This window comes from Prevotella sp. MA2016 (assembly GCF_000619825.1).
Lineage (GTDB): Bacteria > Bacteroidota > Bacteroidia > Bacteroidales > Bacteroidaceae > Prevotella.
Genome location: NZ_JHUW01000012.1, coordinates 65,019 through 90,622 on the forward strand (window position 1 = coordinate 65,019; position 25,604 = coordinate 90,622).

The window sequence follows — 25,604 nt, forward strand, 5'->3', positions numbered from 1 at the left end:
ATTTACGCGAATTTATTATTTTTTACGTGTTAATTCACGTAATTCGTGCCAAAAAAGCGTTATCTTTGCAGCACGAAATTAAAATTAGCAACATGGAATATATCGTTTCGGCCAGAAAATACCGTCCACTGAGCTTTGACACAGTGGTGGGCCAGGCTGCACTCACTACGACACTGAAGAATGCCGTGAAGAGTGGGAAGCTTGCTCATGCCTACCTGTTCTGTGGACCGCGCGGTGTGGGTAAGACCACCTGCGCACGTATCTTTGCCAAGGCCATCAACTGCCAGCACCCCACTGCTGAAGGCGAGGCTTGCAATGAGTGCGAGTCGTGCCAGTCGTTCAATGAGCAGCGCTCGCTGAACATCTTTGAGCTCGACGCCGCGTCGAACAACTCAGTAGAGCACATCAAGACCTTGATGGAGCAGACGCGCATACCGCCGCAGTTGGGCAAATACAAAGTATTTATCATCGACGAGGTGCACATGCTCTCTACCGCCGCCTTCAATGCCTTTTTGAAGACGCTGGAAGAGCCACCCGCACACGTGATTTTCATTCTGGCCACTACCGAGAAGCATAAGATTCTGCCCACTATCCTGAGCCGATGCCAGATATACGACTTTGAGCGTATGACCATCCGCAACACCATCGACCACCTGAAGCATGTGGCCGACCAGGAGGGCATCCTCTACGAGGAACAGGCGCTGGCTGTCATCGCCGAGAAGGCTGATGGCGGTATGCGCGATGCACTCTCTATCTTCGACCAGGCAGCCTCATTCTGCCAGGGCAATATCACCTACGAGAAGGTGATAGAAGACCTGAACGTGCTCGACTCGGAGAACTACTTCCAGATTATCGACCACGCTATTACGAATAAAGTGAGCGATATCATGGTGCTGCTCAATGGCGTCATCAACAAGGGATTCGACGGCGGATTGCTCATCCAGGGCCTGGCCAAGCACGTGCGCAATGTGCTGATGGCACGCGACCCACAGACACTGCCGCTGCTGGAGGTGAGCGACCAGATGCGCCAGCGCTATCAGGAGCAGGCTAAGCGCTGCCAGATACCATTCCTCTACGAGGCACTCAAGCTCATGAACCAGTGCGACATCAACTACCGCCAGTCGAGCAACAAGCGCCTGCTGGTGGAACTCACGCTGATAGAGATAGCCCAGATTACGCAGCCTGCGGAGGATGGCGCCAGTGCGGGGCGCAAGCCCCGAAGACTGAAATCCCTGTTTAAGAACCTGATTCAGCAGTCTCAGCCCAATAAGACCACGGCCCCGCAGGTAGCCGCGGCTGCAGCTGCTGTATCAACCCCAAAGCAGGCCGCACCGGCCAGAGACACTAGAACAGCAACTTCTGCCACCGCGAGCCCGGCGGGCCCCAAGTTGAAGCTGGGAGGCATAGGTTTCTCATGGAAGAAACTGGGCCAGCAGGAGAGCGACACGAAGAAGAGCGTCACGATCACCATCCCTGCCAATGCCAACATCCCCACAGGCCAGAAAGCCGTCACCGACAGGGTGTTCTCGCAATCCGATCTGGAACTGCAGTGGATGTCGATGTGCAACCGCATGCCGCAGCATCTGAGCGGTATCGCCACGCGCATGAAGAACATGAACCCCGAGATAATGGATTTTCCTGCAATAGAGGTTGTGGTGGACAATGAACTCATCAAACAAGAGTTGGAGGAGATTCAGAAGACCATTACCAAAACGCTGCAGATATATCTTCAGAACGATCAAGTCAAACTATCCATCCGTGTAGCCGAACAGACAGAACAAGTGAAGATTCTGTCGCGCCGCGAGCAGTTTGACCTGATGGTAGAAAAAAATGCTGCTGTAGGCAAGCTACAGCAGGCATTCGATTTAGAATTAGCTTGAGTCACTTCGACTCAAGCTAATATTTTCTTCAGCAGTGCCATACACTCATCGCGATTGACGGGTTTCGAGAGGAATCCGCAACATCCAGCCTGCTCGGCAGCAGCACGATCGCTGTCGAATGCATTGGCTGTCAGAGCGACGATAGGCAGGTCGGGATGCTTCTCCTTAATCAGGCGAGTGGCCTGCAAGCCGTCCATCACTGGCATCTTGATGTCCATCAGCACCAGGTCGTAGGCATTGGTATCAGCCATTTCTACTGCAATCTGACCGTTCTTAGCACGTTCAAATTCAAAATCTTTCTTCAGCAGGTACGTCATCAGTACGTAGTTGCTGTCATTGTCTTCTGCTACTAAAATCTTTTTCATATGTCAAAAAGTTATTTATTATTGAGTTTGTCTTTCCACATCTTACTCATATCCTCCAGAGTCTTACCCTTTGTCTCAGGCACCAGTCGCCATACAAACAGGGCAGCCACTACGCAGATGATGCCATAGAGTCCGTAAGTGAACCAGTGGCCGAAGTCGTCGCCCTCTGTCAGGTGCATGTTGAACATTGGCACGAATGATGAGCTGACGATGAAGTTAGAGATCCACTGGAAAGCTACGGCAATGGCCACAGCACCACCACGGATGGTGTTGGGGAAGATCTCGGCAATGAGCACCCAGGTGATAGGGCCCCATGAGAACATGAACGAAGCTGAATAAAGCAGCAGCGATGCAGCTGTGAGCATCTCCAGACCAGCATGTCCGAAGGTCAGAGCCACGCCGAATGCGCCAAGAGCCATACCCAGCGAACCGCTGATGAGCAGTGGTTTGCGGCCCCACTTCTCAACGGTGAACACAGCCACCAGGGTGAACGAGATATTGATGATACCCATAAACACGGTGAGAATCATGGGGTTGTCCATACCCATATCACCGAAGATACGTGGTGCATAGTAGAGCACTGCGTTGATACCTACAGCCTGCTGGAATACAGAGAGCATGATACCTACGAAAATGCAGAGCGCACCATAGGTGAGCAGTTTCTCGGTCTTCACCACCATGGTATCCTTGATATCCTGCAGAATCTGCTGAGCAGCCAGCTGGCCGTTGATCTTGGCCAGAATGCCCTCGGCCTTCTTGTCCTGTCCGATAGACACAAGATAGCGTGGTGTCTCTGGTACGAAGCAGATGAGCAGTGCGAAGAGTCCTGCGGGCACAGCCTCGCTACCAAACATATAGCGCCAACCGGTAGTAACGGTCCACTGTGCAGCGGGTGTGATGTCGGCAATCTGCTTACCGATATCCTCAACCAGTGGCTGCAGATGGTCGCCCAGGATGAAGAAGTTGACGAAGTAAACCACCAGCTGACCGAAGATAATGGCAAACTGGTTCCAACTTACCAGCATACCGCGGATATTAGAAGGAGCTACCTCACCAATATACATAGGACAGATGGCCGAAGCCAGACCTACGCCAACACCACCGATAACGCGGTAGAAATTGAACATCAGCGCCAGTGTGTAAGTGGGCTGTCCGTACTCGAAGAACAGGAACTCGGGGTCCATAGAACCGAGTGCTGAGATAAAGAACAGCAAACCGGCAATGATGAGCGACTTTTTACGACCTAAGCTAGTGGCCAGGAATCCAGAGATGGCTGAACCGATGATGCAGCCGATGAGGGCCGAAGCAGAGGTGAAACCATGCCAGCCGTCGGTGTAGTCAAAATCCGAGGCTGTCTTGAAAAACGCTTGTAGTCCCTTTTCTGCACCTGATATGACAGCAGTGTCATATCCGAACAGCAGGCCGCCCAGTACGGCAACCATCACGATTGAAATGAGGTAGGCCTTGCTACCTTGATCTGTTTTCTGATTCATATTTATTACGTTGTTTTAAGTTTAATAGGCAAACTGAGTGTGAAGGTGGTACCTGCAGCCGATGTCTGGTCGAGCACCAGTGTGCCGCCCAGTTTTGTCACCGTCTCATGGCAGTAGGCCAGCCCCAAGCCCAATCCTTCTTTAAATTCATCCACCTTGGTGAAGCGGTTGAAGATGGTACCAATCTTGTCGGATGGTATGCCGCAACCGGTATCAGCTATCGTAAAGTGGAAGTAGGTCTTGTCTTTTTTCAGCGTCAGACGGATGTGTCCTTCTTCAGTAAACTTAGCTGAGTTCTCCAGGATATTGCCCAGCATCTGCAGCAGACTGTCGCTATTGGTGGTGAGTTTTGTGCTGTGACTTTCAGTCTGGTCGTCTAGTTCCACCTTTACGCGCACTGGGTCCACTTCAGGCATGGATGCGATGGCCTTGCGGCAGACTTCAACAGCATCGGTTTCTTCCACATCCTTCATCAGGTCCTTGGTATGCTCATTGGCCAGTGCCAGCATCTTGTTGACGAGTGATGTGATATGGCGCGTGTTCTTGCTGATGGTATCGGCTATCTTTTTGCGCTCTGAGGGTTCGAACACCAGTCCTTCCTCGGTGAGCACCTGCGTAAAGCCATTTATAATATTAAGAGGTGTACGCAGCTCATGACTCACACTACGTATGAACTCGGTTTTCATCTCGTCGGCAGCAGCCACCTGCTTATAGGCCGATTTGAGCTCCTTATTCTTTCTGAGCAGCATGTCCTGAAAGCGGCGTTTGCCATAGATGGTCATAGCCAGACCCACTATCAGCATGACGGCCATCACCATCGCTATCACCAGCACGATGTTCATCATGCGGGCAGCCTTCTGCTTTTGGTTCAGCAGCATCATCTCCTCTTCCTGGTTCTGTATGTTCTCGGCGATGATCACACCGGTTATCGAGTCGCGTGTATGCATCAGTTCGCGCTGCAACAGGAAAGCCTTGTCGTTATTACCCAGATAGGTATAGATATCGCAGCTCACCAGATAGCGCTCCTTCAGATTGGTCAGCTTTTCCACCTGAGCCAGCGCACCCTTGGTGTCGCCATTCAGCAGCGTACGGTAGATGCGTGCATAAGGCAGAAACAGGTCGCCATTAGGATTAGCATTCATGCTGTCGGCCTTTTCGGCCAGATTGATACACTTGCGGAATTCGGCATACTTGCGCTGCTTGAACATCACGATGGCCTTCATGGCATAGGCATCAGCCATGCCGCGCCAGTAGTCTTTCTGTCCCTTATTGCGCGCCAGCTCTTCCAAATCCTTCTCCAGCCATTTCAGCGTTTCATCAATATTGTTGTTCAGTTGGATATGAGCCATACCCAGATACAGGAAGCTCAGACCGTCGGCCTCATATTTGGTACCTTTGATAAGCTCGATGGCTTTCTCCAGTTCGCTCAGCGCACCAGGTATGTTGCCGCAGGCATTATACACGTGTCCCATCATTTTTGGTGCCAGATATTGCTCGTCCTTGGCTTCGTTCACGCGGCGATGCAAGTCGTCCTTCATCGTGTTTGCAATATGGTAGGCATCATGTATATTCATACGGTCCAGATTATACATAATACCGCATACCCACGAGTCGTAATAGCCCGTATTATCCTTACATTCTATACAGTGTGCCTGATAATCCCAGCAGGCGGCATAGAGCTTATGGGGATCATTATTAGATGTGGCGGCCCACATGGCATCTCGCAGCCTGTGATGCTTCGCCGTATCGCTACAGAGTTCTGTCTGAGCTGCCGCCGGCATAGATACCAGCAGTGCTGTCACACAGAATATATGCTTAACGCAATGGTTCAAAGTCATTCCAAACACAGATTTTTAAGAAAATTCACCGCAAAAGTAAGGTTTTTCCTCGAAAACTCCAAACTTTTATAACAATAAAATGTTTTTTTTCGTATAAACGTAAGTAATATCGGAATTTTTATGTATTTTTGTAGCCGTTGACAACTAATTACATAACAATAGAATGAAACACTTATCAACAATCCTGCTACTGGCCGCCAGTATGACTGCTGGTGCACAGACTCACGTTCTGGACGTGAACACCAAGAAATTGGGGGCGCCCGTACAGCCCACCATGTATGGTATCTTTTTTGAGGATATCAACTATGCTGCCGATGGTGGTCTCTATGCCGAACTGGTTATGAACCGCTCTTTTGAGTATCCCAACCACTTTGCCGGATGGGACATCTCGGGCAATGTATGTATCAAGGACGATGGTCCTTTCGAGCGCAATCCGCATTATGTGCGCATGGCGCCCACAGGTCATGGCGACAAGCACTCTATGATTGAGAACCGCGGCTTCTTCGGCATGGGCGTGAAGGGCGGACAGGCCTACCGTTTCTCTGTATGGGCCCGCGTGCCCGATGGTGGTAAGGCCAAGTTATGGATCGACCTGGTGGACAATGCCACCATGGGCGAAGACCAGAAGCTGTGCAACGCCGGTGTAGAGGTGAGCGGCAGCGAGTGGAAGAAATATACTGCCACACTGAAGCCTGGCAAGACCTTCTCGAAGGCTCACCTGCGCGTATGGGCGGATAGTAAGGTGACAACGGATGTAGAGCACGTCAGCCTCTTCCCAGTGGATACTTGGAAGGGCCGCGAGAATGGCATGCGCCGCGATCTGGCTCAGGCTCTGTTTGATATGCACCCAGGCGTGTTCCGCTTCCCCGGCGGCTGTATCGTTGAGGGTACCGACCTGGCCACACGCTACCAGTGGAAGAACACCGTGGGACCGGTAGAAAACCGTCCGCTCAACGAGAACCGCTGGCACTACACCTTCACCAACCGCTACTTCCCTGATTATTATCAGAGCTACGGACTGGGATTCTTTGAGTTCTTCCAGCTGTGTGAGGACTTTGGTTCTGAGGCACTGCCCGTCATCTCTTGCGGACTCTCTTGCCAGTTCCAGAACCCCGACCCCACCAAGCCTGGTGTACACGTAGCACTCGAAGACCTGGAGCCTTATATCCAGGATGCGCTCGACCTGATTGAGTTTGCCAACGGCCCTGCCGACAGCAAGTGGGGTAAGGTGCGCGCCGAGATGGGTCATCCCGAGCCATTCAACCTGAAGTATCTGGGTGTGGGCAACGAGCAGTGGGACTACGACGAGCAGCACGGCGGATTCGGCCCTGTGTTCACATCTCGCCTCAAGAAGTTCAGCGATGCTATCCGCAAGAAATATCCAAATATCAAGCTCATCGGCACCACTGGTCCTAACTCTGAGGGTTGGGATTTCGATCTGCTTCAGCCCCGCATGAAGGAGCTCAAGGTGGATCTCTACGACGAGCACTACTATCGCAACGAAGAGTGGTTCCTGAGCCACGGTTTGCGCTACGACAGCTACGACCGCAAGGGTCCGAAGGTGTTTGCCGGTGAGTATGCCTGCCACGGCAGCAACAAACACAAGTGGAACCACTATTACACCTCACTGCTGGAGGCTGCCCACATGACGGGTATCGAGCGTAATGCCGACATCGTTCACATGGCCACCTATGCACCACTCTTTGCCCATGTAGAGGGCTGGCAGTGGCGCCCCGATGCCATCTGGTACGACAACCTGCGCATGTTTAAGTCGGTGAGCTACTATGTGCAGCAGCTCTACGCCATGAACAAGGGTACCAACGTGCTGAATCTCACTATGAACAAGAAGCCCGTAGCCGGTCAGCCTGGTCAGGACGGACTGTTTGCCTCAAGTGTATGGGATGCCGCTACCGGTCAGGTCATCGTGAAGGTTGTAAACACCAGCGATGCCGCTCAGCCTGTCAGCATCCAGTTGCAGGGCATTAAGAATGCCAGCACTGCCGAGACTATCACCCTGTGCCACGACGGCATGGATGATGAGAACACTCTCGACCAGCCTGAGAAGATTATTCCTCGCCCTGGCACATGCGAGGTAGCAGCCGGCAAGAAGGCCGCCGTCATCACCGACGAGCTGCCTGCCAAGAGCTTCCGCATCTATAAAGTCAAAAAGTAAATAGCAATATTTTCTCATAACAACAGATAAGCTCTCGCCCCTAAAACAGGCGAGAGTTTTCTTTTATAATTAAAATTTTAAGCAAAAAGAGCATAATGTTAATTATTTTTTGTAATTTTGCGCCATAAAATACTATTCAATGATGTCAAAACTTTGTAAATTACTCATACTCATTACTTTAGGAACAACAACCATCAGCTGTCGGCAACAGCCGAAAAGCATATCTTACACCGAAGCTGGAGGTTACGGTCATGCCGACTCTGTCCTCTCGGACATCAGCGATCAGCACGACTGGCCTAAGCTCATAGCCACCTGCGACAGCTTTGAACAGGCAGGCGACATATCAAAGGCAAAATCGATATTCTATAAGACGGTGGTGCTTAATCTGCAAGGCAAATACCGCTCATCGCTGAGCCTCTACAACAAGCTGGCCGACATCAACACCAAGGAACTAAAAACCGAAACTGACCTGGAATCGTATATCTACGCTTATAAAGACTACGTACGCATGTTGTGCGACATGCGCCGTTACGACCGTGCGCTGCGACAAGCACGCATAGCCGATAACAAACTGAGGGCCATCGGCTATTATGACTTTGGCAACCATCAGGACATCGCACAGATAATGGGCGAATGCCTGCTCTACCTAGGACAGAATGCCGAAGCAGAGCAGAACTTCGACAGATCGCTGGCTGCCATCAAGAAGCGACTGAAAACCAATCACGCCCCGATTGACCTGCGCGAATGTCAGAAGACAATGAACGCCATTGCCACCGTACTGATGCGATGCGGACAGTTTGGCGAAGTTACATCATGGCTGTTACGACAGGACACGCTATACCATCAGGCACTGAATCAACCTGAACGCGACACGCTGTATATCGATGAGATGAAGGCCGAGATATGCTATGTGCGCGCCATGCAGGCCCATGCTCAAGGCCATTATGAAGAAGCCGAGAAATTCTTCAGCGACTATCTGAGCACACGCACATCGCAGCAACCGGCCAGTCTGATCAACAGCTGCCGCTATCTGATGGCTACCCACCGCTATGAAGAGGCTGCACGCTACATGACACAGCTTGACCACTTTATGGGCGAATGCGGCTACGAACAGGCCGACTTGGAGAATATCGGCAGATTTATGATTCCGAAATTCACAGTGAACCTACTGGCAGGTCATCGCGACTCGGCACTGCACGTGGCTGAAACGATAGCTCACGTGTATGACGAGGCGCTGCTACGCCAGAAGATTATCGATGCCGACTTATTGGCCACCGTTTACGACACGGAGGGCAAAGAGCGCCAGATAGCCGAGCAGCGCGCCAGGCTGTCGCACCAGGCCATGCTATGGTCTATCGGTGTGGGCTTAACGCTCATCGTGCTGCTGCAATTCTACCTGATGCAGCGCCGCAGAGCCTACCGCAAACTCAACGAGACCAACAAGCAACTGGTGGAGGCCAACGAGCGTGCCAAGGAGTCAGAACGCATCAAGACCAAGTTTATCCAGCAGATATCTCACGAGGTGCGCACACCGCTCAACGTGCTGTCGGGTTTCTCGCAGGTGCTGGCAGCCCCCGACATCGAGATAAGCAGCGAAGAGCTGCAATCCTTCAGCAAGAAGATTGTGGAAAACAGCGAGCGCATCACCCGTCTGGTAGATAAGATGATCGACCTGAGCTTGGTGAACACCCGCGCCTGTGCAGAGTGTATCGACAAGGTGACGCCATCCGACATTGCTTATCAGGCCACACAGCAGTCGGGCATCACGCAGGCCACCCATCTGGACTTCAATATCCGTCTGGGCGCACGCACCAATCAGGTCATCATGACCACCCACCTCAAGTCGGCTGTCAAGGCGCTGGCACTGTTGCTCGACAATGCACAGAAGTTTACGCATCCATTAGCCTTCAAGGGCACTGCTCCCCATGGCAAGGCCTCAGTAACGCTCAATGTCGTCATCGAGAACGAGAAAGCCATGTTTACGGTTGAAGACACCGGCATAGGCATCCCCAAGGCACAGGCCGAGAACATCTTCAAGGAGTTTGTACAGCTCGACGAATATACCGACGGCACCGGCATCGGCCTCTCGATAGCCCGCTCGCTCGTAACCCATATGGGGGGCGACATCACACTCGACACCAGCTATACTGGTGGCGCCCGATTCGTGATGCAGTTGCCAGTGTAAAAAATGAAAATTGGCACTTGAAAATTTGCTCAGTTCATTTTTTTACCGTACCTTTGCAGCGCTTTCGGCATAACAAGCACCCGTAGTTTAAAGGATAGAATAACGGATTCCGGTTCCGTTGGTCACGGTTCGATTCCGTGCGGGTGTACCTATTGTAATATGTTATGTAATATGATGAAGAAGATTATTTTTGCGCTGCTGGCAACCATGATGATCAGCCAGCCCGCCGATGCACAGTTTTTCAAGAAGATTTTTAAGAAAAAGGCAAAAACTGAGAAAAAAACCAAAAAGAGTGCCGATGGTATCAATGATGATGCCCAAATGGCCATGGTAGATATCACCACACTGGCCGACAACACCAATAATCGCAATGCTTTTATGGGTATCCCCCTGGGTATCAAGGCCGATTTGTTTGAGAAACACCTCACTGCGAAAGGTTTTACTGAGCGCCAGCTGGAAGGTAAGCACACTGCCAAATCTTATATTTACGATGGTGACGTTTATGGTGCCAAATGCACCATCACACTGGCTATATCTGATGAGACCGACCGCGTTTATGCAGTAGATGTGACCGAAGACGCCATCTATCCCTCATTAAAAGAGGTGAAGGCGCGATTTGCCAGCGTCAAGGCCGAACTGCAGAAGGTGTATGGACGTGGTTTTGTGGATAATCAGGGCGAGGCCTACACCATCCAGACCCAGCTGGGCACCGTCAACCTGCATTACGAGCGCGGATCGCTCACCAGCAGCTACACCTGCGGATTTGCACTCGACGATGCCAAGGCCTACAAGATGGCTTATGCCGAGATGGACGACCAGGAGTATGAGGCGGCACCACGCACCATCGAAGCCGGGCTGGCTGCCGCCTGCCGTCATACCGACCTGGTGGGCTTAGGCGTGCTGCTGTATCAGAACCGCACACTGAAAGGCGCCCAGACGGTGCTGGCCAGCTACGACTACACGCTTGCCAAGCCTACAGCCAAAGTGCTGACGGCATCGTTTAAGATGGGCCAATATCAAGCCAACGCCTCGCTCAACCGCCGCCGACAGGCCATCACCACCATCACGCTCACTGCTACGGATGATGTAGAGGCCCTCTGCAAGGACCTGAAAACCTACGGCTTCATGAGCAGCGACCAGAAGACGTGGCGCCAGGGCAAGATGACTGCCATCGTCAGCACCAATGCCCAGGGCAAGGTAGTGCTCACACTCAAATAGATTACTGATTTATCAAACAATAACTCACAGACTTTTATATGATGCGCGTAAAAAGATTATTAGATTTCCTGGATGCTTCGCCAGTAAACTTTCTGGCAGCTAGAAATATCGCCAGCCAACTGGAACAGGCTGGCTATCGCAAACTGGACCCTCGTGAGCCCATCGGCCCGGTGAAGGCTGGCGACAAACTGTATGTCACTAAGAACGACTCGTCGGTATATGCCTTCCACATCGGTAGCCAACCGATGGCCGAGGCCGGATTCCGCATGATTTGCGCCCACTGCGACTCGCCTACGTTCCGCATCAAGCCCAATGCCGAGATGCTGTGCGAGGGTGGTATCGTAAAGCTGAACACCGAGGTGTATGGCGGACCAATCATGTCCACCTGGTTCGACCGTCCGCTCACCATCGCAGGTCGCGTCATTGTGCGCGGCGAGAATGCATTATCCCCCACTACACTGCTGCTGCACGTCAAGCGCCCACTGCTGCAAATCAGCAATCTGGCCATCCATTTCAACCGTCAGGTAAACGATGGCGTGAAGCTAAGCAAGCAAAAGGATATGCTGCCGATACTGGGCATCATCAGCGACCAGCTGGAGAGAGGCAACCTGCTGATGAATATCATCTGCGGCGAGCTGAACATCAAGCCAGCTGATGTGCTCGACTTCGACCTCTATCTGGCTGATGCCACGCCTGCCTGCACGTTTGGCATACACGATGAGTTTCTGTCGTCGGGCCGCTTAGACGATCTGTCGATGTGTTTTGCAGGACTTGAGGCGATGATTGATACCGACACCACCGAGGCAACCAAGGTGCTGGCTATCTTCGACAACGAGGAGACGGGCTCGCAAACCAAACAGGGTGCTGGCAGTCCGTTCCTGGCCATGATGCTGCAGCGCATCGCATCGGCTCAGAGCGGCAGTGCCGAAGCCTGGTATCAGGCCATCGAGCGTGCCTTTATGATTTCGGCCGATAATGCCCACGCCTGGCACCCCAACTACAGCGAGAAGTACGACCCCACCAACCATCCCGTACTAGGTGGCGGACCAGTTATCAAGTTTAATGCCGCCCAGAAATACGCCAGCGATGCCGTTTCGGCAGCCGTGTTTGCCGAGATCTGTCGCGAGGCAGGCGTGCCCTGTCAGCGTTTTGTCAACCACTCCGACGTGGCTGGTGGCAGCACACTGGGTAACATCCTGGCATCATCCATCCCCCTGCGAGGCGTGGATATGGGCAATGCCATCCTGGCCATGCACAGCTGTCGCGAAACAGGCAGCGTAGCCGACCACCTCTATACGGTCAAGGCCTTTACGCAGTTCTTCAAATGATACTTTTGAATCACATAAGTCAGGGTGACAGATGTATTTTTTAACTGTCACACTGTATCACTGTAAACAAAAAGAGGGATGGCGTCACATTTCGTTAAGCCATCTTACGCCACCATCATTGGCATGAAAGCGTAAAACCGATCACATAACTCTGCACACAGTGATACAGTGTGACAGTTAGAAATACAAGCCTTCACTCAACCAAAAAAGTATCTATATATTTATATATATTTATATATATAAATATATAGAGATAATTTCGAGGGATGGAAGAGGAAAATTCTAACTGTCACACTGTATTTTTTGTGCGAACATTCGTGAACCGCAATCAAATTATCGTACCTTTACAGCGTCAAAATGAGAATAGAGAAAACACCCGCGCGCGAGGCAAAAATATTTCCCACGTGCACCAGGAAAAACTGCCACACGTGGGAAAAAGTTTTCTCAATTGACAATGAATAATTGACAATTGGCAATGAGCCAAAGCGTTCTTTGAATTATTATTACATACACAAATGAAGGCTAGAGCCGATCCGCTAGACGCGGAGGGCGCGCATGGCGTTGAGCACGGCCAAAACCGTCACACCCACATCGGCAAATACAGCCATCCACATCGTAGCCACGCCAAAAGCTGCCAGTATCAAAACGGCCAATTTGATGCCTATGGCCAGCCCCACATTCTGGCGTGCGATAGCGATGGTGCGACGAGCCAGACGGATGGCGGTGGTTATCTTCGAGGGTTTATCATCCATCAGCACCACGTCGGCAGCCTCGATGGCAGCATCGCTACCCAGTCCGCCCATGGCAATGCCGATATCTGCACGCGCCAACACGGGGGCATCGTTGATACCATCGCCAACGAAGGCTATGGGTGCGGCAGATGATGAGTGATGGGTGGTGGCTAGCAACTGCTCGATATGCGCAACCTTGTCGGCAGGCATCAGTTCGGCATGGTATTCGCTCAGTCCTAGCGTCTTAGCTACTTGCTCGGCCACTTCGCGGCGGTCGCCCGTCAGCATCACCGTGCGACTGACACCCAGACGATGCAGCTCAGCGATAGCCTCGGCACTGTCGGCCTTGATCTGGTCATTAATCACAATATGTCCGGCATAGTTGCCATCGATAGCCACGTGGATGATGGTGCCCGTATGGTGGCAGTCGTGCCACTTGGCCCCCACGGCATCCATCAGTTTGGTGTTTCCCACAGCCACCACACGATCTTCCACACGGGCGATGATACCCTGCCCTGCCACCTCGCGCACATCGCTCAGCTTGCAACCATCGGTAGCCTCATCAGGAAAAGCATCGCGCAGGGCAGCTCCGATGGGATGTGTAGAGAAGTGCTCCACATGGGCTGCCAGATGCAACAGCTGGTGCTCGTCGATGGCTTCGGGATGCACAGCGGTAACGGCAAACTGACCGTGGGTGAGCGTGCCAGTCTTGTCGAATACCACCGTGCCCACCTTAGATAGCACATCAATATAGTTGGCGCCCTTGATGAGTATGCCGCGGCGCGAGGCACCGCCGATACCACCAAAGAACGTGAGGGGCACGCTGATAACCAATGCACAGGGGCACGACACCACCAGGAACATCAGGGCACGATAGAGCCAGGTGCTGAAAGCGCCACCCAGCAGCGTGGGCACCACAGCCAGCGCGACGGCAGCAAAAACCACGATGGGCGTATAGATACGGGCAAAACGGGTGATAAAGGTTTCGCTCTGCGACTTATGCTCGCCGGCATGCTCAACCAGTTTGATAATCTTGGACACCGTGCTCTCGCCAAAGGGTTTAGTGACGCGCACCTGCAGCACACCACTCAGGTTGACGCAGCCTGATATCACCTCGTCGGCCTCGACTACATCGCGAGGCAGCGACTCGCCTGTAAGCGCCACGGTGTTGAGGGCACTCGTACCACTGACAACAACGCCATCCAGCGGCACTTTCTCACCCGGACGAATCACGATGACGTCTCCTACCCTCACCTCTTCGGGAGCCACACGACGGTCGCCATCGGCCAGCGTGGCGTAGTCGGGCTTAATCTCCATCAGATGCGCAATGCTGTCGCGGCTCTTACCCTCGGCATAGCCCTCAAACAGCTCGCCCACCTGGAAGAACAGCATCACAAACACCGCCTCGGGGAACTGCGTCTCAGCCCCAGGCAGAAAACCGATGCAGAGGGCACCGATGGTGGCTATCGACATCAGGAAATGCTCATTGAAGGCATCCCCCTCCGTGAGCCCCTCCCACGCCTCGTGCAGCGTGTCGTGACCTATCACCAGATAGGGAATCAGATAAACCAGCAGCAACTGCCATGTGGACAATGCCAACTGGCGCTCAATAATAACCGCAGCTATCAGCAACACGGCTGTTATGATGATGAGACGGAGCTGCGAACGCATATCGTGCTCATGATGATGCTCATGCTCATGATGCTCATGATGATTACAATGTTTGCAAGTTTGTGCCATACTTCAAATACTCTTTTATTGTTTCTGGCTGCAAAGGTACGAAGCATTTTCTGCAACTTGGTTGCAAATAATTTTGAGATAAGAAAAAAAAGGTGTATCTTTGCAACCAATTATGGATATTACAGAAAGATTTATAAACTATACACAGTTCGACACACAGTCGGCTGAAGATAGCGACACCGTACCGAGTACGGCGAAACAATTGGTGTTTGCCGAGTACTTAAAGAAAGAACTGGAACACGAGGGACTGAGTGATGTGGAGATGGACGAGAAGGGTTACATCTATGCCACACTAAAGGCCAATACAAAAGACGAGATTCCCACCATCGGATTTATTTCACACTACGATACCAGCCCCGACTGCTCGGGTGCTGACATCAAGCCACATATCGTAAACAACTACGACGGCAGCGACATCCTGCTCTCCGAAGGTATCATGATGAGTCCGAAGAAATTCCCCGAGCTGCTGCAGCATGTGGGCGAAGACCTGATTGTGACGGATGGTACCACACTGCTCGGTGCCGACGACAAGGCGGGCATTGCCGAGATAGTAGAGGCGATGTGCTACCTGCGCGACCACAAGGAGATAAAGCATGGCGACATACGCGTGGCTTTCAACCCCGACGAGGAGATTGGCATGGGTGCCCACCACTTCGACGTAGAGAAATTCGGCTGCGAATGGGGCTACACCATGGATGGCGGCGACGTAGGCGAACTGGAGTTTGAGAACTTTAATGCCGCCAGCGCCAAGATATATATAAAAGGTGTAAGCGTGCATCCCGGCTATGCCAAGGATAAGATGCTGAATGCCAACCTGCTGGCGATGGAGATAGCAGCCATGCTGCCTGCCGACGAGCGCCCCGAGACCACCGAGGGCTATCAGGGATTCTATCACCTGCTGGGTGTGCAGGGCTCGGTTGAGAAAGCACAGATGCACTATATCATACGCGACCACGACCGCGAGCGTTTCGAAGAGCGCAAACGCACCATCGCCAACGTGGTGGCTGCGATGAACGAGAAATACGGCGAGGGTACGGTGACGCTGGAGACGCGCGACCAGTACTATAATATGAAGGAGAAGATTGACCCGCAGATGCACGTGATAGACTTAGTGCTGCACGCCATGCAGGACTGCGGTGTGGCTCCGAAAGTGAAGCCTATCCGTGGCGGTACGGATGGTGCGCAACTGAGTTTTAAAGGTCTGCCCTGCCCCAACATCTTTGCTGGCGGCGTGAATTTCCACGGACCTTACGAATTCGTCAGCATCCAGTCGATGGAAAAAGCCAAGCAGGTGATCATCAAAATCTGCGAGCTCACCGCCGACTTTAATCTTTAATCTTTAATGTTTAATCCTTAATATTAAACAGGGCTTCGAGCGATTCTCGCTCGCCAACCACCCAGATAATATCACCTTCGCGGAACTTACGATTTGGACTATAGGGGGAGAGGCTTTCCTTTCCCTCTTCCAGTCCTACCACCATACAACTAAAGCGGTCGCGGATACGACTCTCTATCAGCGTCTGTCCCACAAACGGACTATCGGCACCGATAATGAGCTGGCGCAGCTTCATCTCGCGCATCTCCACATCCACATCGGCACCCAAAACCTCGTTCTCTATAGCCTCGCGAAAAGCCGTAAACTGCTGGTCGCTACCTATCACCTGCAGCACATCGCCAGGGAACAGGATGTTATAGCCATCGGGGATGTTGATGCGGCGGCCTCCACGCAGAATACTGCTGACATGCACACCATACTTAGAGCCCAGTTTGAGCTGTGCCAACGACTGTCCCATCCAAGTGGAGTTGAACGGTACCGTGAAATCGGCAATATGGATATCGCGATCCAGCAGCTTTCCCTCGTAGAGCGGACGTTTCTTGCCATGCACCTGAGCTTCGATATCACGCGAACGCAGATTCTGGATAAATAGGCGCTCGAGCGTGATGCTGCGATGCTTAGTGCGGCGCGAAAGGATGATGAGCACGATGACAACAAAGCCGATGGTAATCATAAGGGCATTGGTGAAACGGCTCAGGAAATTGCAGATGTAGAAAATAAAGCTGACGGCTATCAGGAAACGCACCAGGATAGTGAACAGCAGCGGCAAACGGTTACGATTGCTCTCTGCCCACAAGGCTTTCCACTCCTCGCTATGATTCTTCTTCATCACCATCGCACGCAGGAAAGGTGCGATGATAGCTACCGTGAGCACGCCCGTGATGGCATTGGCATACCAATGCAGCTCCCACCCCGGCAGCATCTTGCGGGTGACAGGCAGCACAAAGGCAAACATCAGCGCGATAGAAGCCGCCGAGAGGATGGAATAAACAATGGTATTCATAGCCATCTGAGTGAGCAGACGCTTCCACTTGCTCTCCTCCTGACTATGCGTGTTGCCCATAGCCAACTGATTAAGCGATTTAATCAGTTTGTTAGGCAGATGTTTCTCCAGGTTGTTATAGGCAGGCGTAGCCAGACGAATCATGTAAGGGGTGAGGAAGGTAGTAATCACAGACACAGCCACCACCACAGGATAAAGGAAATCGCCAATCACACCCAGCGACAATCCTAACGAGGCGATGATGAACGAGAACTCACCAATCTGCGCCATTGAGAATCCGCAACGCATGGCCGACTTAAGCGACTGACCACCCAGCATAAACGAGATGGTGCCAAACACACTCTGTCCAACAATAATCGTGAGCACCAGGCAAAGGATAGGCACAGCATAATCAACCAGAATCTTTGGATCTACCAGCATACCTACCGACACGAAGAACACGGCACCAAAGAGGTTCTTCACAGGCTCAACCAGTTTTTCTATACGCTCGGCCTCGATGGTCTCGGCCAGGATACTACCCATGATAAAAGCACCGAAAGCTGAGCTGAAACCAACCTTTGACGACAGAACCGCCATGGCACAACACAAGCCCAAGGCAACGATCAGCAGCACCTCGTTGTTGATGAGTCGGCGCACGCGGCGCAGATACAGCGGGATGGCAAAAATGCCCACTACCAACCATAGAATCAGGAAGAAAACGATACGGAGCACCGACTGCAACAGCTGTCCGCCTCCCATCTCGGAGCCGCTAGCCAAGGCACTCAGCATCACCATCATCACAATAGCCAGGATATCCTCGAGTATCAGCACACTCATCACCATGCCCGCAAACTGCTGCTGGCGTAGTCCGAGGTCGTCGAAAGCTTTATAGATAATCGTGGTACTCGACATGGCTAGCATACCACCCAGGAAGATGCAGTCCATCTTTCCCCAACTGAACAGATGACCCACCACGATACCCAGCATCATCATACAGAAGATGATGGTGATGGCTGATATGACGGGCGAAGCACCCATCTTAATAATCTTCTTGAAAGAGAAATCCAATCCCAACGAGAACAGCAGGAACATCACACCGATATCGGCCCACAGGTGTACATTGGCCATATCAACGGCTGATGGGGTGTACGTCATGTTCGGACTAACCAAGAAACCAGCCACGATATAACCCAAAACGAGCGGTTGTTTCAGGCGTTTGAAAATGAGCGTAACCACACCTGCCACCATCAATATGAGTGCCAGGTCAGCAATCATTGGGGGAAGTTCTGCCATAGCATACTAAGTTTTAGTACCACTGCACGGCGTTTGAATAGCTTGAGCGCTTGTCGTACTTAAGCGCATCGGTAAGTGTCGACGCGTTACAGCGGAATGAGAAGTTATAACTGGTATAAGGGGCCAGCACAACCGAGCACGACATATTGAAGCAATGCAGATCACGGTTGAGTGAGGCCGTAGTCATTGAAATTTTCTTGTTATCGAAATCGTAACCCGACGAGAACGAGATGTTCCAGCCGTCGCTGATACGAACATTTCCACTGACATTCAGATTCTGCGTGAACTTATAAGGATAGCGCATCTTGTTGTAGTTGAACTTCGACAGTGTCTGGTCCTCACGCATGGTGACACCGTAACCGATGCTCAAGCTCCAAGGCATCTGGAAAGCCATGTAGCCATCCTCGTCGGTCTCGGCCTTAGAACCACTACCCTTGCGCTTGGCGCCATGCTTGGCTTTCTCCATATCCTTATCCACATTCGACTCTAAAGTGGTGTCCCACTCCTCATCATCGTCGTCGTCATTGCGCTTATCTTTCTTTTTATCAACCTTCTCGCCGCGCAAACGCTTGAAGAAATTAGCAATCTTCTCGTTGCTGAGGGTATAAGAGAGGTTCTGAGAGATACCCTGGAATCTACCAATCTTACCCTGTCCCCAGTAGGTGGTGTGTTCTGACACGCGTGGCACAGCACCCACACTATCTGCCTCATAAACATACGAGGCAAACACTGCATTCAGGTTGAGGGTATAGCTCTTAGAGAGCTTCAGGCGCAGGCTGGTAGAGAGATCGCTCCAAGGACGGATATCGGCAGCCATGTTGTACGACATCGACATGCGCAACTCATCAATCAGCGAAATCTTCTTGAAGCCAGTAGAGTCGTCATCACTCTTCACCTTCATCTCAAGGTTCTGCGAGAGATCCATTGAGATGCTACCCGTCTTACCCTTGCCAGGCACACCATAGGTACCATTCTGGTAAGGCGAATACTCAACCATCGTCACCGTGCCGTCGGCATTGGTTTTCTGATAGTAGTCATAATAGCCATAGCGCGATGCACTGAAGTCAGGCGCATAGCTGAAGCTTACGCTCGGTGTTACTACGTGGCGTATGGCATTGATCTTATCACCGAAAATCTTTCGGCTAGGCACCCACATACCATAGAGTTTGGTAGAGGCACCGATACTGAAGTTCCAGTTATAGACGTTGTAGAATCCGGTCAACGTATCCACCACCTCTTTCTGGCCGGCGGGATCCCACGACTTATGTACCTTATTGAAATAGGTACGGTCGGTGAAGTTGAACGATGGATTCAGGTTCAGATAGCCAAACAGCGTAAAATTACCACTGATAGGAATCTGATGCTGCATGCCGTTCTTCCAGTCCTTGCTGAGCGATGAGTGCATGAGCTTATCCTCCTTCGTGCTAATCTCATTCTTCATCTGACCGGTGTACTGCATAGATATCTTCTCATACCAGCGCTCGTTGCCAGCTCTCTTCTTGCGCTTAAAGGGATAGAAGCGCGCAATAGAGATATTCAGATCGGGCAGTGTGAGCGAGATGGTAGAATCGCGCATGTTCTGATTCAGGTTGGTGGTTGAACTCAGTGTCATACCGATGCTCGAGAAAGTAGTGCTCCACGAAACAGATGAGGTTCGTGTTGACTGGGTGAGCGTCTGTGGATTATACATCGAGCTCAAGTTATTGCGCTCATAGCTACTCGTGGCAAAGTTCACGTTGGCCGAGAGCTGCGAGTAAGGATTGGCCTTTGAATCCTGACGATGGCTCCAAACAACCTTGAAACTGGTTTGCTTAGAGTAGTCGGGCATATTCTTCTCGCCATTGATAGTGTTCTGATAGCTGGCTAGGAACGAGCCGCTGTAGCGATAACGCTTACGGTAGTTCGAGGCGGCAGAAAGGCCCCAAGAGCCTTTGGTGTAAATCTCACCAATCAGCTTCAGGTCCATCTTGTCGTTGATAGCGAAATAGTATCCACCATCACGCAGATAGAATCCACGCTCGGTTTCATCACCATAGGTAGGCATGATCAAACCGCTGGAATAGCTCTTGGTGAAGGGGAAGAATCCGTAAGGAATAGCGAATGGCAGCGGCACATCGGCTACTACCAAGTAGGTTGGACCGAACACCACATCCTTGCCAGGGCGAACCTTGGCGCGCGACATGGCCAGATAGAAATCAGGGTGCGGATCATCGCAGGTGGTGTAACGACCGTGCTGCAGATACATCTCACCATTAGCACCACGCTTCGACAGTTCACTGGTAAGATAACCATCTTCCTGCTGCGTATATACATTACTGATAAGACCCTTCTTCGACTTAAAGTTAAACGATATGGTATCGTTCTCATATTTATCGTTGCCCATCTCGAAGACAGGTGTGCCTTGAAGTTCATTGGTAGCTGAATCCAAAGAACCAGTGGCATGAACCAAACTGCTGTCGAGACTCATAAAAATCTTGTCGCTCTCCAGGTTCATGTTCTGATATTTCACCTTCGAATCACCATACAGGTGAGCCAACCCCGAAGCAGCTTCGTAGGTCAGAGAGTCCTCGGCAGAATACTCCACTGGCGAATCAATACCATTCTTTCTACGCTTGTTAATACTATCCTGAGCCAACGAATCATCAATGGCTTTGTTATGACGGAATATAGCAAGCTGAACGGAATCCATTGAGAGGGTATCGATAGCCGCCACCACCTTAACACTATCCTTCTGGATAGTATCAGCAAGCACGCTATCGACAGCTTCAGAATTCCGCAGAACTCTGGAAGCCATCTTCATTGGAACCTCCGCCATCACCAACAGGATGACGAAAGTTAACGCAACCAATACTGATTTTCTTTTCACGGCTGCAAAATTACAAATAATTCTGCTATTTCTGCCATAGATTAACAGAGATTATCACAATTTTTTGTCTTTATTCAAACATATCAACCCATTTCAAGAACTTCTGCACCCCTGCAGGGCCGAACTTCTCCAGACTTTGGGCGGTTTCTACAACCGTACGCTCACGGTCGATATGCGACTTTGAATAGAATTTATCGGCATAACACACCACCTGCTCCTCGAGCGTTTCGGGCTCATAACTGCGGTCAAGCGGCAGAGGAAGCTGACGGGTTTCTATCTGCTGACGACTCAGACCAGTGCCAGTGTGGCGCTCGCACACCAGAGCATGGCGCAAGAAACCGGCTTCGCGCAGCAGCTGACCACCGATGTATCCATGACAGATGTAAGGCTCGGTGCCTACACACTGAATAGACGGGGCATCACAACGAAAAATACCGATATCGTGCAGCATGGCTGCCTCTTCAAGAAACTGCTTATCCAGCGGCAACTCGGGATGTTTTTTGGCGATAAGCAGACACCTATCAGCCACCTGACGACTATGAACCAGCAGGATACGCTTCAGTTCATCATCCTCAGGATAATACTTATCAATTATTGATTGGTAATCCATAAAAAATAAATGAGGCACGAATTACGCGAAATACACGAATTTTTAAAATTTTCGTGTTAATTCGTGAAATTCGTGCCCTATTAAAATATTACACGTTTAAGCTTCGCGCTCGATCCAGGCGATAGTGTCGCCCTGACGAATGTTCTGACCAGGCTTAACGCTGATATCTACCAGCTTACCACCCATAGCGGCAGGGATAGATACAATCTCGCCCCACTTGGTCTGCAGATAGCAGAAGGTGTCGCCCTCCTTGTATGTCTGACCGATGAATGGCTCAACGCATGGTGCCAGTACACCTTCGCCACCGAAGCCCCACAGCAGCTGACCTGCGAGAGGACTCTTAACAGCGTCGGCCTTAGCGTGCTTGATAGCGTCGATTTCTTCCTGAGAAATCTTCTGACCGCCACCCAACTTGGCATCCTTAGCCTTCTGGATATCAGCCAGCAGCTGCTTCTTAGCCTGACCGCTCTTGAATGGACGGTACTGCTCGGGGTGCATAGCCAGCTCGAACAGCTCCTCGTTGTCCTGACCGTAGTCCCAACCGTTCTCGTCCATCTCCTTCTTGAAGTCGTCGAGGGTGTTCTTCAGCAGGGTGTGAGGATCAGCGTCGGTAAACTTCAGACCCTTCTTCTCAGCCAGCTCTACCAGCTCAGGAGCGATGGTTCCAGGAACCTTACCACTCTTACCGAGAATCATTCCCCAGATAGCGTCGTCCATCATCACATAGCGACCCTTGCCCTGCTCCATAGTGAGAAGGTTCATGAGCGCGATGTTCTTAGTGTACTGAGAGAATGGTGTTACCAATGGGGGATAACCAACGCGTGGCCATACGTACTCAACCTCGTTGAAGAGCTTCACCAGCATATCATCCATGGTGAGTGTGCTCTCGCCCTTCTTCTCACGCTCCTTGTTGATCATCTTCTGGATAGGACCAAGATCGGCCATCATAGATCCCATCATACCGCCAGGCAGACCGCATCCAAGCAGCAGTGAAGACATGTGCTTGTTAGCAGGGTTGATAAAGCAACCCAACCAGTCGTCGATGAACTCCTGTGTGAGTGAACGAGCCTGCATATAGGCATTCATATCCAGATCGGCCACCTCGAAGCCCTCGTTCTTCAGCATAGAGCGAACCGAGATGATGTCTGGATGAACCTTACCCCACGACAGTGGCTCGATAGCAGTATCGATGACGTCGGCACCGTTGTTGCAGACCTCAAGGATAGAAGCCATTGACAGTCCAGGACCTGAGTGACCATGGTACTGGATGATGATATCAGGATGCTTGGTCTTGATGGCCTTGGTGAGCTGACCCAGCATAGCTGGCTGACCAATTCCGGCCATATCCTTCAAGCAGATTTCCTCGGCACCGGCAGCAATCACCTCGTCGGCAATAGCAGCGTAATACTCTACGGTGTGAACAGGTGATGTGGTGATACACAGAGTAGCCTGTGGTGTCATTCCACCCTCTTTAGCCCACTTGATACTTGGGATGATATTACGGGTATCGTTGAGACCGCAGAAGATACGGGTGATGTCAACACCCTGAGCGTGCTTCACCTTATACATCAGCGCACGAACATCGTCGGGCACAGGATACATACGGAGCGCGTTGAGACCACGGTCCAACATGTGAGTCTTAATACCTACCTCATTGAAAGGCTTACAGAAAGCGCGAACAGCCTCGTTAGGATTCTCACCTGCCATCAGGTTCACCTGCTCAAAGGCACCGCCATTAGTTTCTACTCGAGCAAAACAGCCCATATCGATAATGGCGGGAGCAATGCGCTCCAGCTGATCTTTGCGGGGCTGAAACTTACCAGAGCTCTGCCACATGTCTCGGTAAACGAGACTGAATTGAATCTTCTTTTTTGCCATATTTTTTAAGCTAATTTTCAAAATTTGAATGCAAATATACCACTTTTTCTGCACATAGCGGCAAATATCCTACAAATTTTATAATTTTTAGTAGTGGCATAGGCTTTTCTTTATTAAGTATGCAGAAGATTTTCATTTCTTTCGTCACCGAAAGAAACGAAACAAAGAAAGGTGCGGAATGTTTTCGAACGTAGTGAGGAAACATGGAGCACGATGTGCGGTAATCGGTGTACAAGCGAGGACAAAGAAATTAGAGAAAAAGAAAGTAATCCCAAAAACATTCCGCACGAGGAGGTATTTATAGGATGTACTATTATCGGAATCATTTTCGATTCTTGTATCGCGTAAGCGAGACAAGCTAATCGACATGAGGAGCTGTCTGAGCGAAGCGAGTTCTCCGAATGATTCCGATAATCGGACATCCGGCCTCCGAGCCAGGACGTTTTGGGGATTACTTTCTTTTTCGACCCACGCGAGGACTAACTAATCAAATCATTTGAAAGTGTGATTCATTAAGCGCTGTTCAGCAAGGGCTTCGAATTTCGTTCCTGGACGACCGTAGTTGGCGTAGGGATAAATGCTAATACCACCACGAGGGGTGAAAAGTCCGATAACCTCGATGTACTTGGGATCCATCAGGCGCACCAAGTCCTTCATAATGACATTCACACAATCCTCATGAAAATCGCCATGGTTGCGGAAACTGAACAGATAGAGCTTCAGACTCTTCGACTCTACCATCTTCTCGCCGGGGATATACATAATCTTGATTTCGGCAAAATCAGGCTGCCCTGTAATGGGGCAAAGTGACGTAAACTCCGGACAGTTGAACTGTACCCAGTAATCATTATCGGGATGCTTGTTGACAAATGTCTCCAGCACCTCGGGCGCATAATCGCTCTTATACTCGGTCTTCTTACCGAGCGCCTGCAAACCTTCTTGTTCTCTCATCATAATTCCTTAACTTTAAATACATTATATGCAATATCGCGATCGAACACATCCTCGTGGTCGTGCTTCTTGGTAAAGTTTACCACACGGATGGTTACTGGTAGTGCTACGATTTCGTAAACTGTCTTGAGCGTGACCTGCGTGATAACCAACGATGGCATCTCCTCCCAAGGTATCACCCCACCGAGTGCCAGGGGAAAGAAAATGACTGAGTCAGTGAATTCGCCAAACACGGTACTGAGCACAGCACGTGCTGAGAAATTCCTTCCCTCAGAGTTTAGTTTCATCTTGCTCATCACATAAGCATTCACAAACGATCCTGCCAGGAAAGCCAAGAACGATGCTCCGGCAATACGGGGAGCCAGTCCGAATATCTGATGGAATCCCTCCTCACCATGCCAGTAGGGAGCACCTGGAATCCAGTCGGCGATAGCGCCAAACACCACAAACATGAAGTTCATGGCAAAACCCAACCAGATGAGCAGTCGGGTGCGACGATAGCCCCACACTTCGCAAACCACATCGTTGATGATGTAGCTGACGGGGAACACAATCAGACCAGCCGTCATATTAGCCGGACCAAACGAAATCTGTTTTGTCTCCAATACGTTTGCCGTAATCAGGCACACGCAAAACAGTATGCCGTACAGCATGAACAGCACACTAATCTTCTGATTTTCTTTGATTTTTTCCATTTTCTTGTTTTTTTAAAGGGGGTGTTCAAGTACCCCTGTTAT

At 51.1% G+C, this 25,604-nt stretch carries 16 protein-coding genes and 1 tRNA gene; 7 read left to right on the forward strand and 10 right to left on the reverse strand.

Annotation, left to right across the window (positions count from 1 at the left end; all coding sequences use genetic code 11):
* Nucleotides 1–92: 92 nt before the first annotated feature.
* A complete protein-coding gene (locus tag T360_RS0109835; protein ID WP_028912631.1) occupies nucleotides 93–1,880 on the forward strand; it encodes a DNA polymerase III subunit gamma/tau in 1,788 nt (595 codons plus the stop codon).
* An 11-nt stretch (nucleotides 1,881–1,891) separates the two neighbouring features.
* Here T360_RS0109835 and T360_RS0109840 read toward each other — a convergent pair whose 3' ends face one another.
* Genes T360_RS0109840 through T360_RS0109850 form a run of 3 tightly spaced genes read right to left on the reverse strand, consistent with a single transcriptional unit; the run spans nucleotide 1,892 to nucleotide 5,576 of the window.
* Nucleotides 1,892–2,245, reverse strand: a complete 354-nt coding sequence (locus T360_RS0109840) for a response regulator (protein ID WP_028912632.1) — start codon at nucleotides 2,243–2,245, stop codon at nucleotides 1,892–1,894.
* A gap of 11 nt (nucleotides 2,246–2,256) precedes the next feature.
* Entirely contained in the window at nucleotides 2,257–3,738 is a 1,482-nt protein-coding gene (xylE, locus tag T360_RS0109845) for a D-xylose transporter XylE (protein ID WP_028912633.1), read from the reverse strand.
* 5 nt (nucleotides 3,739–3,743) lie between these two features.
* Nucleotides 3,744–5,576, reverse strand: coding sequence for a HAMP domain-containing sensor histidine kinase (locus T360_RS0109850; protein ID WP_028912634.1), 1,833 nt, complete (start codon nucleotides 5,574–5,576; stop codon nucleotides 3,744–3,746).
* A gap of 163 nt (nucleotides 5,577–5,739) precedes the next feature.
* Between T360_RS0109850 and T360_RS0109855 the strand changes: the two genes are divergently transcribed.
* The 5 genes from T360_RS0109855 to T360_RS0109875 all read left to right on the forward strand — a co-directional run bounded on the left by T360_RS0109855 (nucleotide 5,740) and on the right by T360_RS0109875 (nucleotide 12,480).
* Nucleotides 5,740–7,749 (forward strand): alpha-L-arabinofuranosidase C-terminal domain-containing protein, encoded by a 2,010-nt coding sequence (locus tag T360_RS0109855; RefSeq protein WP_028912635.1) that lies wholly within the window; start codon nucleotides 5,740–5,742, stop codon nucleotides 7,747–7,749.
* Nucleotides 7,750–7,888: 139 nt separating this feature from the next.
* The gene (locus tag T360_RS0109860) at nucleotides 7,889–9,934 is read left to right on the forward strand and encodes a HAMP domain-containing sensor histidine kinase (protein WP_028912636.1); all 2,046 of its coding nucleotides are present in this window, start codon (nucleotides 7,889–7,891) and stop codon (nucleotides 9,932–9,934) included.
* Between the two features lie 76 nt (nucleotides 9,935–10,010).
* Nucleotides 10,011–10,082 (forward strand) — tRNA-Arg (locus tag T360_RS0109865).
* Between the two features lie 23 nt (nucleotides 10,083–10,105).
* Nucleotides 10,106–11,152: a hypothetical protein gene (locus T360_RS0109870; RefSeq protein WP_028912637.1), complete on the forward strand. Its 1,047-nt coding sequence runs from the start codon at nucleotides 10,106–10,108 to the stop codon at nucleotides 11,150–11,152.
* A 41-nt stretch (nucleotides 11,153–11,193) separates the two neighbouring features.
* Nucleotides 11,194–12,480 (forward strand): M18 family aminopeptidase, encoded by a 1,287-nt coding sequence (locus T360_RS0109875; protein WP_155949498.1) that lies wholly within the window; start codon nucleotides 11,194–11,196, stop codon nucleotides 12,478–12,480.
* Between the two features lie 536 nt (nucleotides 12,481–13,016).
* Here the strand turns inward: T360_RS0109875 and T360_RS0109880 are convergent.
* Nucleotides 13,017–14,882, reverse strand: a complete 1,866-nt coding sequence (locus T360_RS0109880) for a heavy metal translocating P-type ATPase (protein WP_028912639.1) — start codon at nucleotides 14,880–14,882, stop codon at nucleotides 13,017–13,019.
* Between the two features lie 181 nt (nucleotides 14,883–15,063).
* On the opposite strand from T360_RS0109880, the gene pepT reads away from it, so the two are divergent.
* Nucleotides 15,064–16,287 carry a peptidase T gene (pepT, locus tag T360_RS0109885; RefSeq protein ID WP_028912640.1) on the forward strand — a complete coding sequence of 408 codons (1,224 nt, stop codon included), beginning with the start codon at nucleotides 15,064–15,066 and terminating at the stop codon, nucleotides 16,285–16,287.
* Nucleotides 16,288–16,297: 10 nt separating this feature from the next.
* Here the strand turns inward: pepT and T360_RS0109890 are convergent, their stop codons facing one another.
* From T360_RS0109890 to T360_RS0109915, 6 genes are all read right to left on the reverse strand, one after another.
* On the reverse strand, nucleotides 16,298–18,562 hold the full coding sequence (locus tag T360_RS0109890) for a cation:proton antiporter (protein ID WP_028912641.1): 2,265 nt from the start codon (nucleotides 18,560–18,562) through the stop codon (nucleotides 16,298–16,300).
* A gap of 13 nt (nucleotides 18,563–18,575) precedes the next feature.
* Nucleotides 18,576–21,428, reverse strand: coding sequence for a putative LPS assembly protein LptD (locus tag T360_RS0109895; RefSeq protein ID WP_028912642.1), 2,853 nt, complete (start codon nucleotides 21,426–21,428; stop codon nucleotides 18,576–18,578).
* Nucleotides 21,429–21,498: 70 nt separating this feature from the next.
* Nucleotides 21,499–22,038: an HD domain-containing protein gene (locus T360_RS0109900; protein WP_028912643.1), complete on the reverse strand. Its 540-nt coding sequence runs from the start codon at nucleotides 22,036–22,038 to the stop codon at nucleotides 21,499–21,501.
* 96 nt (nucleotides 22,039–22,134) lie between these two features.
* Nucleotides 22,135–23,916, reverse strand: a complete 1,782-nt coding sequence (locus T360_RS0109905) for an oxaloacetate decarboxylase (protein WP_028912644.1) — start codon at nucleotides 23,914–23,916, stop codon at nucleotides 22,135–22,137.
* Between the two features lie 492 nt (nucleotides 23,917–24,408).
* The gene (gene queF / locus T360_RS0109910; RefSeq protein ID WP_028912645.1) at nucleotides 24,409–24,870 is read right to left on the reverse strand and encodes a preQ(1) synthase; all 462 of its coding nucleotides are present in this window, start codon (nucleotides 24,868–24,870) and stop codon (nucleotides 24,409–24,411) included.
* The gene (locus T360_RS0109915; protein ID WP_028912646.1) at nucleotides 24,867–25,562 is read right to left on the reverse strand and encodes a queuosine precursor transporter; all 696 of its coding nucleotides are present in this window, start codon (nucleotides 25,560–25,562) and stop codon (nucleotides 24,867–24,869) included. Before T360_RS0109915 ends, queF begins: the two co-directional genes overlap by 4 nt.
* Nucleotides 25,563–25,604: the final 42 nt, after the last annotated feature.

Bases quoted from the DNA above. Each gene is read 5' to 3' on its own strand.
- T360_RS0109840 (WP_028912632.1), bottom strand. From the start codon at position 2,245: ATGAAAAAGATTTTAGTAGCAGAAGACAATGACAGCAACTACGTACTG.
- T360_RS0109905 (WP_028912644.1), bottom strand. From the start codon at position 23,916: ATGGCAAAAAAGAAGATTCAATTCAGTCTCGTTTACCGAGACATGTGG.
- pepT (WP_028912640.1), top strand. From the start codon at position 15,064: ATGGATATTACAGAAAGATTTATAAACTATACACAGTTCGACACACAG.
- queF (WP_028912645.1), bottom strand. From the start codon at position 24,870: ATGATGAGAGAACAAGAAGGTTTGCAGGCGCTCGGTAAGAAGACCGAG.
- T360_RS0109890 (WP_028912641.1), bottom strand. From the start codon at position 18,562: ATGGCAGAACTTCCCCCAATGATTGCTGACCTGGCACTCATATTGATG.
- xylE (WP_028912633.1), bottom strand. From the start codon at position 3,738: ATGAATCAGAAAACAGATCAAGGTAGCAAGGCCTACCTCATTTCAATC.
- T360_RS0109850 (WP_028912634.1), bottom strand. From the start codon at position 5,576: ATGACTTTGAACCATTGCGTTAAGCATATATTCTGTGTGACAGCACTG.
- T360_RS0109870 (WP_028912637.1), top strand. From the start codon at position 10,106: ATGATGAAGAAGATTATTTTTGCGCTGCTGGCAACCATGATGATCAGC.
- T360_RS0109855 (WP_028912635.1), top strand. From the start codon at position 5,740: ATGAAACACTTATCAACAATCCTGCTACTGGCCGCCAGTATGACTGCT.
- T360_RS0109880 (WP_028912639.1), bottom strand. From the start codon at position 14,882: ATGCGTTCGCAGCTCCGTCTCATCATCATAACAGCCGTGTTGCTGATA.
- T360_RS0109915 (WP_028912646.1), bottom strand. From the start codon at position 25,562: ATGGAAAAAATCAAAGAAAATCAGAAGATTAGTGTGCTGTTCATGCTG.
- T360_RS0109835 (WP_028912631.1), top strand. From the start codon at position 93: ATGGAATATATCGTTTCGGCCAGAAAATACCGTCCACTGAGCTTTGAC.
- T360_RS0109900 (WP_028912643.1), bottom strand. From the start codon at position 22,038: ATGGATTACCAATCAATAATTGATAAGTATTATCCTGAGGATGATGAA.
- T360_RS0109875 (WP_155949498.1), top strand. From the start codon at position 11,194: ATGCGCGTAAAAAGATTATTAGATTTCCTGGATGCTTCGCCAGTAAAC.
- T360_RS0109860 (WP_028912636.1), top strand. From the start codon at position 7,889: ATGATGTCAAAACTTTGTAAATTACTCATACTCATTACTTTAGGAACA.